We start from the raw sequence: 14034 nt of genomic DNA, 5'->3' as shown, positions 1-14034 counted from the left end.
AATCACTACGTAAACTTGCTGTTTATATCGTGCGATACCCCTAAACATTAGCTCCGTAGAAAAATTTAAAGCAAAAAAAATAGCCAAGAATGCTCTCAGCTATTTCCATATTCAGCATAGATCGATAGCAAAAATGGCTATTTAGACCTTTTTGACTAATACTGAACCAATCGAGTAACCAGCACCGAATGAGCAAATAACACCCAAATCACCTGATTGTAAGTCATCTTTATAACGATGGAATACCACCATAGGGCTAGATGAACTAGTATTGGCAAATTCAGCAATGACACTTGGCACAATAGACTTATCGGCTTCTTTGCCCATAACGGTGCGTAATATCAAATCGAGCATATTGGCATTAGCTTGATGTAGCCACATCATTTTTATATCGCTAGCTGGTATCTCGTTGTCCTGCAAATGCTCAAGAATTATTTGTGACACTTTTGGACAGACTTCACGGAATACTTTACGACCATTTTGCAGAAACAGCTTATCAGTAACCGGCTCTTTTAAGTCAGGATACATTTGGGTTTCAGCTGCTAAAAATTCTGAGCGATCCATAAAGCCATATTCGTTTTTGATGTTAGTAGAGAACTCAGTAAACAGCTTAGCGTTCAGTATCTCATAACCTTTTGGCGTATCTAGATCTTCTACGATACAAGCAGTAGCGACATCACCAAAGATAAAGTGGCTATCACGGTTACGCCAGTTAAGATGCGCTGAGGTAATCTCAACGTTGACCACAGCAATGCGCTTAGCCAAACCTGATACGATAGAGCCGTGCGCTTGCGAGAGACCAAAAGTGGCGGCACTACAAGCAACGTTCATGTCGTAAGCAAAGCCACCAATCATGCCGATTTCATTCTGAATTTCGATGGCAACGGCAGGATAAGTGCGCTGGAAGTTTGAGCAAGCGAGGATAATACCATCTAGATCGTTAGCTTCTAAACCAGCGTCTTTTAGCGCATCCCTAAGGGCTGCTGCCCCCATTTCAGCCATTACTGACAGCTCTTCACCCAAATTACGATAGGCAATAACGGGAGCCATAATTTCAGGGTTTAAAATACCCTCTTTTTCCATTACGTAACGTGATTTGATACCTGATACTTTTTCTATAAATTCAGCAGAAGAGGGTTGCAAAGCAGATATAGTCTCATTAGCTATCTCGTCTGCATGTTGCTCATTATAATTATCGACATACTGATTAAAGGAGGTAACCAATTCTTCGTTACTGATGCTATAAGGGGGAATGTACAGGCCAGTGCCAGTTATACAAGTCGTCATAATAAAGCTTCCTTGTCTACTACAAATAATGCTCAAAAAGGGAGAAAATAGCACAAGTCTACTTTCGGTTAATAACAATGGGTGAATAACTGTAAACTTAAATTTAATGTCTTTATTATGCCTGAATAATACTATTTTTCTAATAGTTTGTTACAAATAATCAGATTGGCGTTAATAATTAGCAAAGCAGAGCCTACTTCTACGGCAGTTAAGCTATAATCGAAGCTCTTAAAGCTTGGTAAATAATAAAAATTAGGAAAAGCAATGTTAGAACTTTTAAACTGGCTCTTTGGTCAGTATGCTGACTACCCTGTACTATTTATTGGATTAGAGATAGTAGCGGTGATATTCGGTGTCGCTAGTGTGTTACTCGCCAGCAGGCTGAATGTGTTGGTCTTCCCTATTGGTATCATCAGCACCGCAGTTTTTGTATATTTACTTTGGCAATGGCAATTGTTTGGCGATATGTTTATCAACGCTTACTATACAGCTATGGGTATATACGGCTGGTTTAATTGGTCAAAGAATAAAACTGACGGTGAGCAAAATAATATTACTATCGAGCGTATTCAAGCTGGTGACTTGCCCATCCTGACCTTACTAGCCAGCGTGACTGTTGCTTTTGTAGCACTGGTTTATTATTTCCGTCCAGTTATCAATAATAACTTCAGTTTTGACGGCGCCGTACTCGGTATGCACTTATTTACTTGGGTAGATTATACCGATATGCTGACCACAGCACTGTTCTTGATGGCAATGTGGCTGATGGCTAAACGCAAAATTGAGCATTGGCTGATATGGATAGTGGCTGACACTATTTCAGTACCGTTATACTTTTATAAAGGCCTTACTTTTACCGCGCTACAGTATGTAGTGTTCACTCTCATTGCAGTTTGGGCTTACTATGAATGGCAACGACGTTACTCTGTACAATTTGGAACAGCATACGCTTAAGTCGGTAACTAAAGTCGCAATTTTAGGTGCAGAAAGTACTGGAAAGACTACTTTGTGTCGTGATTTGGCGGCGCATTTTTCTAGTCCTTGGGTGCCTGAATACATGCGCACTTACTTGCAAAAAAAGTGGAATACTGAGCAGCAGACTTGTACTTGGGAGGATTTATTACCTATCGCCCAAGGCCAAATAGCTGTAGAAAATCAGCTGGCACTCGAAGCTATACAAGGTGCACAAGTTATTCAAAACCAGCAAGATGAGCTAGCAGCGCAAGCTATAGATAAAAACACAGCACAGCAGCGCTATCTGTTTTGTGATACTAGTCTATTTGAGCTAATGATTTATGCCAACTGGTATTATGGTGACTGTCCAAAGGCTCTGAGCCAAGCCGCACTAGCCCATCGTTATGATTTAATTTTACTGACTGAGGTCGACATCCCATGGGTTGCCGATGATCTACGTGACAGCCCTTATGATCGCCAAGCAATAACGACACGCTTTGAAAATGAGCTTAACTATTATAATAAAGACTTTCGGCGCATTGGCGGTGATCGACAACAACGAGTCCAGCAGGTAGCGCGGTGGCTAAGAGAATTGCATTAGCTGACAAAGTGAAAATTGAAATAGCAAATTGATTTATAGATGCAAAATTGAATTTAATAATGATATTTACTTAGGCTATTTTATCATTAATTAAAGCTGCTAGCCTCTGCTATCCAATAATGCGCCATCACCCTAGTCAATGCTATAACCTTTATTATTTTCGCTACTACCAATGAATAGGTTGGGGCAAAGCAGTGCTTTGCTACATCCGCCCTCATATCCATGACAATCATCGATAAGGAAGTTGGTACGTTTTTACCTTGCCAGTTGTAACTATCGATACAAGGCCTTTAATTAGTATTCTTATGTCTATGCATTAAATATATTATGAGTTCTTAAAAAGGATCTGATAGCCTTATAAAGGTTTCGTTAGATTATCAATAGCCGTTCTCATTCAGTCTTCTGTATTCGCTACAACCACCACTATTACCTTTTTCACAAACTTTTCCATACAGTTCTTTAGCTTTAGCTTTGTTTTGGCGAAGCCCACCCAAACCTCTTTCATAGAAATAACCAAGAAAACCTTGACCATACATATCTCCTTGATTAGCTGCTTTTTGGAACATCCTTCTTGCTAATATAAGGTCTTGACGAACATCTTTACCATAGTAGTATATCAATCCAACTTTATTTTGATATTCTGTACTACCTTGTTCTGCCCATTTTCTCATTTCATCTAAACTAGGTGTGGGTGTAGCTTTTTTCTGTTTGGAAGGAGCACCTAAATTATCAATAGCTTGAGTTATTTCATCATTGCTAGAAATGTATCCACCGTCATTACTGCTATAGATTTCCTTCGTAGAACCATAGTTTTTAGAAATAGAGCTATTAGTAATATGAGCCAAGGTATTATTAGGTTGAAAGGTTATTTCAGTAGCACCACTAGTTTGGACTATTCCTAATACTAACAAAATTAATAAAGATTTCGTCATAGACCTAATAACCTTCTTGTTTGATAAAACTAATATATATTAGTATAAAATATTACCCCTCTATACTTATCATGGGATAATATCACTGTATGCTTCGTCTTTAATCTGTTCTATAATTTCTAGATAGATGGAAATTAATTGTTATATCAAACATCAGATTTATAAGGCATTTCCACACATATCCCATTATAAAAACTCATCTTTATGTCTATCACTATTGAGCATAGCCCAATTGAATACCACTTTTGCCAGCACTGTAATACAGTTTTGCTAACATTATACAAAGTACAAGCCTGATGGATACTCATGTCTTTTTTTTGACGATTTTCATCACTTGTGCTCGAAAATCTGCTGAATAGGTCATGTGTTCTGCTGCCATTTCACTTGTTTTAAAACAATTGTATCTTATTTAGAAAGACCTAATTATAAGTGAAATCACCCTAAGTCATTTCCATAAACTATTCATCTTTTTTGCATGGTTTTTCTTTATGGCCTCTCTAAAATTATAGTCAAATCAATCGACTGTATTGACCCTTGCTAACAGCAAAAGGTCAACCTGAGGAACTGCTATGCAAAAAACACTTACTATAAAACTGGGTATTATCGCAGGCTTATGCATTATCTTTGCCATTGGTCTCACTATATTTAGCTCTGTTATCTACGAGCGCCAAAGCTACGCCGACTCAGTCATTGCAGAGATTGCTGAGCAGCACGTTTATCCACAACAAGTCATCACCCCCTTTATCGCTATTCCCACGACCGTGACCCCAGAATGCTTGCTAGATGCTGAAACCCAGTCCGTTAAATGTGCAGCGCCTTACTCTAAGATTGACGCTATCTTTGCCGCGCAAACTCAAGCCAGCCAAAGTATTATGGTGAATACCGACACTTATAAACGCAGTATTTATCATGCGACTAGCTATAACAGTGAGCTACAATTTAAGCAACGTTACTCATTAGCCGAACCCTCTTCGAACCTTTCATATTTATCGGATTTATCAGAGCTATCTAAACAAGATCAGCAGGGCATTACTACAGCAGCAGTGACAGCTGATAAAAATGCCTTACGCTCATTCCAAGCGGTTAGTCATTGGGAGCAGGCAAAATTGATTATTCCAGTGTCAGACTTACGCGGTGTAGCGACGTTGCCGACAGTAATGATCAATAAACATACGATCAAAGCTACTTATCCACAAAACTCCATGATTAAAGGTTTGTCTTATGTTGAAGTGGCACTTCCTGATACTGTCTTAACTCAATTAGCTACGCAAAATCTTGCCAACTCACCGACCCAAACAGCTGCATCAAATAGCAGTAAAACCTCTACTGTTGAAAACAAAAACCAGCCGATCGAAATGCTGATTGATTTACCATTAGTAGGTATAAGCAGTTTAAATACTGTACCGACTGGGCAGAACTTTGAGCTGACTATGCTTAGCAACTGGGACACGCCTAATTTTATTGGCAAGGCCTTACCTAATACTAAGAGCTTTAGCGCCGATGGTTTTAAGGCTAATTGGCAGAATCAATATCTCACTGTTGCTAATAATCAGTACCTATCACAATGCTTAAGTACCGCTAATAACCAGTGTCAGGTGATAAGTACTGCGCCTTTTGCAGCAGGCAGCTCCTATGATGAAGCCACTATTGCTGTAGAAGCAGCAGCTGGCTCAGTCGATAGCATCAATGGTAGCCTAAATAGCTTTGGAGTGAGTTTTGCTGAACCCAACGACGTCTATCTACAAACTGAACGGACTATGAAATACGCCTTATTGCTAATACTAGTCTCATTCGGCACTTTCTTTTTGTTTGAAATAATCAAGTCGAGCCGTATTCACCCTATCCAGTACTTGCTGGTGGGCTGCGCACTATTAGTGTTTTACGTTTTATTACTACCACTCGCCGAGCAAATTGCTTTTTGGCAAGCTTATGCTATCGCTGCTAGTGCTTGTGTTGGTCTCATCGGCTGGTACAGCTATTATGTGCTCGATAGCCTCAAACGCGCCGTTATTTTTACCGCTATATTGGCCGGACTGTATGCAGCGTTTTATGGCATCTTAACCACAGAGGATTTGAATCTATTACTAGGTGCCGTGTTCTGCTTTGTGCTGCTAGCCTGCGTGATGATAATGACTCGTAAGATTGATTGGTATAAAGCCGCCTAGTCTCAGAGAAATCATGACTAGTTGGGCACTTTATTGTCGCTAAAATCTGCCTGATTATTATAAATCCTGTTGAGTAATTGGTTATTATTGTTAAGATAGTCACCCCTATTAATAAACATTGATAGTCATCATTTGGCCCTATTACTGTAAGGATTATTTTTGAAAGCCACGTTATACACGATTATTGCGTTGATTGCTTTTGCTGCTAACTCACTCTTTTGTAGGATGGCCTTGGCAGAAGGATATATTGATGCTTGGAGCTTTACCATTATTCGTCTGCTAGGGGGTGCGGTCTGCCTTATGCTGATTATGACCATACACGCACGCCGCCTAACTCGCCAAAGTATGGTGAATAAAAATCTTGATAACCGCGCTATTTTAAAAGATAAAGGTAGCTGGCTTAGTAGTATCAGTTTGGTGATCTATGCGCTTTGCTTTTCACTAGCTTACGTAGAGCTAGATACAGGCACTGGCGCCCTTATCTTGTTCGCAGCCGTACAATTAACAATGATTGGCTGGGGTATTTTTAAAAAAGAGCAGTTGAGCGCCTTCCAGTGGGCAGCTTTTGTGGTGGCGGTAGTAGGCTTTATTTATCTAATGCTACCCTCAGCTGCTGTACCGTCATTATCTGGCGCGGCAATTATGGCTATCAGCGGCGTTGCATGGGGCGTATATAGTATCCGTGGCCAAGCTTGTATATCGCCACTGCGTGCTACAGGCTTTAACTTTATCCGAAGCTTAGTGGCTGTTCCTATATTATTCTTAGTGGCGGTAAGCTATCTGGATAATATAAGTGCAGAGGGCATACTTTTAGCAGCGGTATCCGGTGCGATTACATCCGGTATTGGTTATAGTATCTGGTATATGGCGATGCCGTTATTAAAAAGCACTCAAGCAGCTGTAGTCCAGTTTTGTGTGCCGGTAATGGCCGCTATTGCTGGGGTTTTATTTTTATCTGAGCAATTAACGCTGCGCTTTGTCATAGCTAGTGCTATTATTTTAGGGGCAGTGTTAGTGTTTATTTTGAATAAGAGTCACCTTAAACCTAACAGTCAGCATTAATACAGTTAGCGCTTATAAGCAATAAACTGTACCACGGCACTGACACCTTGATGACGATTACCTTCTGAAATCATACGTTGCCTTTCAACCCCGAATAGCTGCTCAAGTTCTGCCAGCTCATACTGCAAAGTGGCAAGCGATCCAAAACGATCTTTTTCGCTAGCTGTTGGCCCGCCGACCGCCTCCATCATAAGCTGTTGTTCAGTGTAAGCTTCAACGATAAATACTCCGCCCGGCTTTAATGCTGATGCAATTTGGCTATGTACACGCTGGCGAACCACCGTCGGCATATGCGCCCAAATAGAAACAATGCCATCCCACTGTTGTACTCCAAAATCATAATCATTAAGGTCGGCAACTTGGGTGATTAAAGTGACCCCTTTATCTTTAGCCAATTGCTGTGCTTTATTTAAGCCTACTATCGATAAATCAACACCAGTAACTTGATAGCCATTTTGGGCTAAAAACACTGCGTTCCTACCCTCTCCTTCAGCCAAACATAGTACCCTTCCACCCGCTTTTATGCGCTGAAACGACTGCTTTAAAAAATCATTTGGTTCTGTACCAAAGATATATTGAGACTCGCTATAACGTTCATTCCACATATTATCCCCCCTCCATTAAGTTCACCCAGTTATAAACCTGCCAACCTCATTATATTCTAAGCTGGTTATTAAGCTGGATATAGCAAACTCCATAAACTAATTTATATATATTACTAGCTTGGTTATAAGGGCTCAAAGCTATTAGTAATAAAGCGCTTACTAGGCATATTGATCTTTTGCCCCTAGGCACTACTACCAGCTAATTATGCCACTAAAATCAAAGCGCTTTTCTAGACAAAATGTAAATTAAAAATAGTGCAGACTGCTTTTATCAATAGGCATAAAAAAACCAGCCAAGACTCGCTCAGCTGGTTTTTGTTCATTACTATGACTTAAAGACAATGAATTAAAGACAGTGACTTAAAGTATTAGCTACTAATTAACTAACAGCTATAGTACAAGTCAAACTCTACTGGATGCACAGTAACATTGACACGCTGCACTTCTTCTTCTTTTAGAGCGATAAAGGCTTCTAGCATGTCTTTAGTGAATACATCACCTTTTAATAAGAATTCATTATCATCTCTTAAAGCTTGTAGAGCCACTTCTAAGCTTTCAGCAACTGTTGGAATTTGTGCTTCTTCCTCTGGTGGCAAGTCATACAAGTTCTTATCTGCCGCTTCGCCTGGATGCATTTTATTCTGAATACCATCAAGACCTGCCATTAGCAGTGCCGCAAAAGTCAAATACGGGTTCGCTGCAGGGTCAGGGAAACGTGCTTCGACACGAACTGCTTTTGGGCTACTAACGTGTGGAATACGAATAGATGCTGAGCGGTTAGATGCTGAATACGCCAATTTAATAGGCGCTTCGTAGTGTGGCACTAGACGCTTATAGCTGTTAGTCGATGGGTTGGTAATGGCATTCAATGCACGAGCATGCTTGATAATACCACCGATGAAGTATAATGCTGATTCTGATAAACCGGCATATTCATCACCAGCAAAAGTGTTTACCCCATCTTTTGAGATAGAAATATGCACATGCATGCCTGAACCATTATCACCAACGACAGGTTTCGGCATAAAGGTAGCCGTTTTACCGAACTGATGGGCTACGTTATGTACAACGTACTTTAGCTGTTGTACTTCATCGGCTTTTTTGACCAAAGTATTAAATGCTACTCCAATCTCTGCCTGACAAGGAGCGACTTCATGATGATGAACTTCAACACTACCCTCACCAATGATCTCTTCAATACGCTCACACATAACTGCGCGCATATCATGTGAGCTATCAATTGGTGGTACTGGTACATAGCCGCCTTTGACGCGTGGACGATGTCCCATGTTGCCCCACTCATAATCTTTATTAGTTGACCATGCCGCTTCTTCAGCGATAATTTCATGGCTAACTCCAGACATCTCAATCGACCATTTCACTTCATCAAAGATAAAGAATTCAGGCTCAGGACCGAAATAAGCGGTGTCACCAATGCCAGTCGACTTTAAATATTCTTCAGCACGGCGGGCGATAGAACGTGGATCACGATCATAGCCTTGTAGCGTTGATGGCTCGATAATATCGCAAGTGACGACCACAGTAACGGCATCGAAGAACGGATCAAGAAATGCCGTCTCTGGGTCAGGACGCAAGATCATATCAGAGGCTTCTATACCCTTCCAGCCAGCAATAGAAGAACCATCAAACATCTTGCCATCTTCCATGACCTCTTCATCAACACTATGAGCAGGAAAGCTCATGTGATGTTCTTTACCCCGAGTATCAGTAAAGCGAAAATCAACCCATTTAGCGTTAGAGGACTTGATAAGATCTAGTAATTTATTCGACATGAATAATCTCCATAGTAGTGGTTATAATGTTACTTGCGGTCTTTCTATTTTAAAATCTGACATTATTTTAGCAATATATGAGCGATAATGTTGAGTTGTTATCGACTCAGTAATAATTGACTAGCCTTCAGTAGTAAAAATCTTGGTAGTGGCTAGGAGTAAATCACGGTTACTAACTATATTCTATATAGCAGTCTTCGATATATAATCAAATATCAAATATAATAGAGCAAACATTATGCCAATCCATAATAAAAAGAGATAAAAGCCCTTTATTTACCTCTTTTTATTAATAATACGCTTACTAAACCTGCTAGTACGTCCCGAGACACTATCATGACCCGCTCTATAAAGACCCAAATTAGCACTAATTATCCGAGTAAATGCACAAAAATGATAAGACCAGCCATATAAACTGCACTAGATTGGTGCGTATACTGTTGCGACTTATCATGTTGCATTAAGCATTTAATTGCCACTACCTCAGCAATATTACTTCAATAACTTTGTTTTAATATGGTTACTTTCATCCTTTGGATAACTACAGGCTTTATGATATAGGTCTACTAATAATTAGTTAAACAAAATAAGTACTTTCATTAGCACTACATTTGCTAGGCTACAAAATGATGGTAAGATACTTAAGAGTGTTTGATAAATGACAAATTCACAAACCTATATTGTCACCACCCTAGTGTCCTAGTATAAAATCCAATAAAAGTTGAAACTCTGATGATTTTGATGATCGATAATTACGACAGCTTTACCTATAACATTGTACAGTACTTTGGCGAATTGCAGCAGAACATCACTGTTTGGCGTAATGATCAGGTCACTATCGAACAAATCCAAACGCTAGCACCTGATATTATTGTCATCGGTCCCGGTCCTTGTGACCCTGATCGTGCTGGTATCTCATTAGAGATTATTGATACCTTTAAAGGCATTGTTCCTATTTTAGGGATTTGTTTAGGTCATCAAGCTATCGGCCAACTATTTGGTGGTCAAGTCGGTAAGGCAGGTGCAGTAATGCACGGGCGTTTATCATCGGTTTATCATAATGGTCAAGGGGTATTCGCTGATCTCCCTAACCCTTCAGAATTCACTCGTTATCACTCCTTAGTTGTTAATAAAGACAGTTTGCCGGACTGTTTAGAAATGACCGCGTGGACTGAAAATACTGATGGTAGTATTGAAGAAATAATGGGCGTCCGTCATAAGACTTACCCTATCGAAGGGGTACAGTTCCACCCTGAATCCATCTTAAGCGAAGCTGGCTATCAGCTGCTCAATAATTTTTTGCAAATACATAATTTAGCAGTATTAAGCACTGATCAATTACCACAAGTCAGTTAATTATTCTAAATTGTGCAACTATTGAGCTACTGAACTTTCAATAAAAATGATAAATGAGACTTTATGAGCCCTGCTAATATTTCAACGACTACTAGTAATCAACATCAAACCACAGCGGAAGATATCGCCCAGCACTCCGAGGAGCAAATTCATAAGTTACTCTCCTCGGCTTTAGATCGGATATTACAACGTATTGATTTGACCTTTGATGAGATGCATCAAGTGATGTTAGTGATCATGCAAGGCAAATGTAGCAACGCTATGATGGGTGCTATCTTAACTGGTCTGCGCATGAAGGGTGAGTCAATTGACGAGATCACTGCAGCGGCTAGTGCTATGCGTGCTTTGGCCGCCAATATTAGCCCTAGTGCTTGTGATCACTTGGTAGATATTGTCGGTACTGGCGGTGATGGAGCTAATTTATTTAATGTCTCTACTGCTTCGGCCTTAGTGGCTGCTGCTGCTGGTGCGCAAGTCGCCAAACACGGTAATCGCGGGGTCTCGACTAAGTCTGGTAGCTCAGACTTATTGGAACAAGCGGGTGTCAGTCTCACTTTAACACCCTTACAAGCGCTGGATTGTATTGAGAACCAAGGTATTGGCTTCCTATTCGCCCCCAATCATCACAGTGCTATGCGCTATGCCAATCCAGTACGCAGAGAGCTTAGAGCACGGACTATTTTCAATATCTTAGGACCTTTGACTAACCCTGCTGGGGTACCCAACTTAGTGATTGGAGTGTTCACGGCACAACTGTGTGAGCCGATAGCAAAAGTGATGCGAAACTTAGGCGCACGCCACGTGATGGTGGTTGGTGCCAAAGACGGCTTGGATGAAATCAGTCTAGCCACTTCAACGACAGTTGCTGAATTAAAAGATGGTGAAATATCAGTTTATGATTTAATGCCAGAAGATGCCGGTATCGAATCACAGACGTTGATTGGACTGGATATAGACTCGCCACAGCAGAGCTTAGAGTTGATCCGCGCCGCCTTATCAGGTACTGACACTCATGAGCGCGCGGTACTCAAAGCCCGTGATATGATTGCCCTTAATGCAGGAGCGGCAATCTATACAGCAGGTCTAGCCAGCAACTATGCCAATGGGGTTAGCCAAGCACAAAGCGTTATTCAAAACGGAAGCGCCTTGCTTAAGCTTGAATCATTAGCCGCTTACACTCAACAGTTAGCGGCTGAATCCTAGCTAGCTCAATACTAGGCAGTTAAAACTTAGCTAGCGCAGCCTTAACGCATACACTGCAAGCTAAGCGCCAGTAGTAAAACTATCTCACCTAGCTATTTATATGATAATTAATCAATATTTGGACATTACTATGACCGCCAGCTCAACGACCAACGCTGCTATCCCCTCAGTATTACAACGTATTGTAGCCACTAAAGTCGAGGAAGTTGCTGCTGCCAGCAGTGAGCTATCGCTAGCAGACTTAAAAGCACAAGTCGCTTCTGACAAGCATCCACGCCGTGGTTTCGCTGAGGCTTTGCGCACATCGGACCTAGGAATCATCGCTGAAATAAAAAAAGCTTCGCCTTCTAAAGGGATTATTAATCATAATTTTGCTCCAGCTGATTTTGCTCAGCAGTATGAACAAGCAGGCGCTAGCTGCTTATCAGTATTGACCGATCGTGACTATTTTCAAGGCAATGATAGCTATTTGATCCAAGCACGTGCCGCTTGCAACCTCCCAGTACTGCGTAAAGACTTTATGATTGATGAGTATCAGATTTATCAGTCGTATTTGCTTGGCGCTGACTGTATTTTATTGATTATGGCCTGTCTCGATGACAAACAAGCCCTTGAGCTACAAACTTTGAGTATTAAGCTCGGCATGGATGTATTAATAGAAGTGCATACAGCCAATGAGCTAGAACGTGCCTTAAAGTTGCCACGATCGTCACACAATATCTACGGTATTAATAATCGTGATTTGAATACCTTTTCGGTAGACTTACAAAATACGGTTAAGCTAAAAAATACCCTGCTGCAGACCTTAAAGGCTGAAGATACTAACCAACAAGCGGTAATCGTTACTGAAAGTGGTATTCATGGTGCTGACGATATGCGCTTGATGTTCAAGCACGGTATCCAACACTTTTTGATCGGTGAGCAGTTTATGAAAACTAATCATCCTGGTAATGCTTTACAATCCTTACTTGCGAGCGTTGCCACACAAGCGTAAAGTATGGCTTATCAGGTCAATAGCATAATGTTGATAAACTATCAGTAACTATAATACTGGCTATATCTTTAAGCGCTAAACCACTTATAAAATTAGCAGTTTATAGCCTAAAATATTTGTAAATTAGCTTATTTATAAACCAAAACCTTCATTAATCAAATAGAACCCTTAATCATTATGTCAAATTCTCTATTTTCAAAAGAAATGCAAGATCAGCTTAAAGAGTTAAAAGGACAGCTGAATAAAGGTCGTGACACTTCAGCTGCTGACGGCGACAATCAAAAGCCTACAGAACCTGTATCGCTATTGACCCAAAAGCAAGTCAAAAGAACCGTTAAACAGCTAGATAGTGAGCATGTCGACGATGACAAAGTACTGTTCATGCAAGCTATGCATGGCGTTAATCAGCTAGAAGATAAAAATGTACGCTCGGTTACTGGAGCTACCAAAACTAGTAAGCCGGATGCAGCTACTCTCTCAAAGCGTGCTGCTGCTCAAGGTAGTGAAGCCGCTGAGTTAGGAGCCGCTTTATCAGACATGCAAGCTCTACTTAATCCGGTTGCCGCTGAATCAATCTTGTCTTATAAGCAGCCCTCCCTACAGAATAAAGTATTTACTCAATTAAAGCAGGGCAAACTACGCTGGTATGATGCCGTAGACATTCATGGCTGTACTATTGAAGAAGCTCGTGCAGCTATGACCCAACTGCTCAGCCAAGCCAAGCAAAATAACGAAACCTTAGTAAAAATCGTTCATGGCAAAGGCAGCGAAGCTATTCTAAAAACTTGTGTCAACGGTTGGTTACGTCAGCTGCCAGAAGTGCTAGCTTTTTGTTCAGCGCCACCAAAAGATGGTGGCAATGGTGCAGTATTAGTACTGTTAAAGAAGTCTAAACCAGAAGGTGAATAACTGGCTATTTGATTATCTAAAAAGGACTGCTATAGGCAGTCCTTTTTTTAGCTTTGGCAGTTATGAGTGATGCTGAGTTTATAGCAACTTTGACTGCCGTTATCAGCATTGCTCACTAAAGTTAAAGCCCTTAAAACCCTTATAGCTATCTTCATTAACAGTGCAAGCGTTAC

At 40.7% G+C, this 14034-nt stretch carries 12 protein-coding genes; 8 read left to right on the top strand and 4 right to left on the bottom strand.

Annotation, left to right across the window (positions count from 1 at the left end):
• Positions 1-141: 141 nt before the first annotated feature.
• Complete coding sequence (locus KPY62_RS00560) at positions 142-1287, bottom strand: beta-ketoacyl-ACP synthase III (protein WP_216580356.1); 1146 nt, start codon at positions 1285-1287, stop codon at positions 142-144.
• Between the two features lie 264 nt (positions 1288-1551).
• Between KPY62_RS00560 and pnuC the strand changes: the two genes are divergently transcribed.
• Both pnuC and KPY62_RS00550 read left to right on the top strand, forming a co-directional pair.
• Entirely contained in the window at positions 1552-2241 is a 690-nt protein-coding gene (pnuC, locus tag KPY62_RS00555; RefSeq protein WP_216580355.1) for a nicotinamide riboside transporter PnuC, read from the top strand.
• Positions 2192-2842, top strand: coding sequence for an AAA family ATPase (locus KPY62_RS00550; protein ID WP_216580354.1), 651 nt, complete (start codon positions 2192-2194; stop codon positions 2840-2842). Before pnuC ends, KPY62_RS00550 begins: the two co-directional genes overlap by 50 nt.
• A gap of 377 nt (positions 2843-3219) precedes the next feature.
• Here KPY62_RS00550 and KPY62_RS00545 read toward each other — a convergent pair whose 3' ends face one another.
• Entirely contained in the window at positions 3220-3774 is a 555-nt protein-coding gene (locus KPY62_RS00545) for a tetratricopeptide repeat protein (RefSeq protein ID WP_216580353.1), read from the bottom strand.
• A gap of 569 nt (positions 3775-4343) precedes the next feature.
• Here KPY62_RS00545 and creD point away from each other — a divergent pair.
• A complete protein-coding gene (creD, locus tag KPY62_RS00535; RefSeq protein WP_216580351.1) occupies positions 4344-5939 on the top strand; it encodes a cell envelope integrity protein CreD in 1596 nt (531 codons plus the stop codon).
• Positions 5940-6098: 159 nt separating this feature from the next.
• The gene (locus tag KPY62_RS00530; RefSeq protein WP_216580350.1) at positions 6099-7001 is read left to right on the top strand and encodes a DMT family transporter; all 903 of its coding nucleotides are present in this window, start codon (positions 6099-6101) and stop codon (positions 6999-7001) included.
• Between the two features lie 5 nt (positions 7002-7006).
• Here the strand turns inward: KPY62_RS00530 and KPY62_RS00525 are convergent, their stop codons facing one another.
• Both KPY62_RS00525 and glnA read right to left on the bottom strand, forming a co-directional pair.
• Positions 7007-7606 carry a class I SAM-dependent methyltransferase gene (locus KPY62_RS00525; protein ID WP_216580349.1) on the bottom strand — a complete coding sequence of 200 codons (600 nt, stop codon included), beginning with the start codon at positions 7604-7606 and terminating at the stop codon, positions 7007-7009.
• 383 nt (positions 7607-7989) lie between these two features.
• Positions 7990-9399, bottom strand: coding sequence for a type I glutamate--ammonia ligase (gene glnA / locus KPY62_RS00520; RefSeq protein ID WP_216580348.1), 1410 nt, complete (start codon positions 9397-9399; stop codon positions 7990-7992).
• Between the two features lie 732 nt (positions 9400-10131).
• On the opposite strand from glnA, the gene KPY62_RS00515 reads away from it, so the two are divergent.
• The 4 genes from KPY62_RS00515 (at position 10132) to KPY62_RS00500 (ending at position 13861) form a co-directional block, all read left to right on the top strand.
• Entirely contained in the window at positions 10132-10755 is a 624-nt protein-coding gene (locus tag KPY62_RS00515; protein ID WP_216580347.1) for an anthranilate synthase component II, read from the top strand.
• A 63-nt stretch (positions 10756-10818) separates the two neighbouring features.
• The gene (gene trpD / locus KPY62_RS00510) at positions 10819-11958 is read left to right on the top strand and encodes an anthranilate phosphoribosyltransferase (RefSeq protein WP_216580346.1); all 1140 of its coding nucleotides are present in this window, start codon (positions 10819-10821) and stop codon (positions 11956-11958) included.
• 130 nt (positions 11959-12088) lie between these two features.
• On the top strand, positions 12089-12952 hold the full coding sequence (gene trpC / locus KPY62_RS00505) for an indole-3-glycerol phosphate synthase TrpC (protein WP_216580345.1): 864 nt from the start codon (positions 12089-12091) through the stop codon (positions 12950-12952).
• Positions 12953-13129: 177 nt separating this feature from the next.
• Positions 13130-13861, top strand: coding sequence for a Smr/MutS family protein (locus KPY62_RS00500; protein ID WP_216580344.1), 732 nt, complete (start codon positions 13130-13132; stop codon positions 13859-13861).
• Positions 13862-14034: the final 173 nt, after the last annotated feature.

It is taken from the genome of Psychrobacter sp. TAE2020 (assembly GCF_018919485.1).
GTDB lineage: Bacteria > Pseudomonadota > Gammaproteobacteria > Pseudomonadales > Moraxellaceae > Psychrobacter.
This window is presented reverse-complemented; position numbering and strand designations above follow the sequence as displayed.

What these genes read in the sequence shown, in the direction of transcription:
- KPY62_RS00500 (WP_216580344.1), top strand. Translation starts at nt 13,130, where the DNA reads ATGTCAAATTCTCTATTTTCAAAAGAAATGCAAGATCAGCTTAAAGAG.
- KPY62_RS00550 (WP_216580354.1), top strand. Translation starts at nt 2,192, where the DNA reads ATGAATGGCAACGACGTTACTCTGTACAATTTGGAACAGCATACGCTT.
- trpD (WP_216580346.1), top strand. Translation starts at nt 10,819, where the DNA reads ATGAGCCCTGCTAATATTTCAACGACTACTAGTAATCAACATCAAACC.
- glnA (WP_216580348.1), bottom strand. Translation starts at nt 9,399, where the DNA reads ATGTCGAATAAATTACTAGATCTTATCAAGTCCTCTAACGCTAAATGG.
- KPY62_RS00545 (WP_216580353.1), bottom strand. Translation starts at nt 3,774, where the DNA reads ATGACGAAATCTTTATTAATTTTGTTAGTATTAGGAATAGTCCAAACT.
- trpC (WP_216580345.1), top strand. Translation starts at nt 12,089, where the DNA reads ATGACCGCCAGCTCAACGACCAACGCTGCTATCCCCTCAGTATTACAA.
- KPY62_RS00515 (WP_216580347.1), top strand. Translation starts at nt 10,132, where the DNA reads ATGATTTTGATGATCGATAATTACGACAGCTTTACCTATAACATTGTA.
- KPY62_RS00560 (WP_216580356.1), bottom strand. Translation starts at nt 1,287, where the DNA reads ATGACGACTTGTATAACTGGCACTGGCCTGTACATTCCCCCTTATAGC.
- pnuC (WP_216580355.1), top strand. Translation starts at nt 1,552, where the DNA reads ATGTTAGAACTTTTAAACTGGCTCTTTGGTCAGTATGCTGACTACCCT.
- creD (WP_216580351.1), top strand. Translation starts at nt 4,344, where the DNA reads ATGCAAAAAACACTTACTATAAAACTGGGTATTATCGCAGGCTTATGC.
- KPY62_RS00525 (WP_216580349.1), bottom strand. Translation starts at nt 7,606, where the DNA reads ATGTGGAATGAACGTTATAGCGAGTCTCAATATATCTTTGGTACAGAA.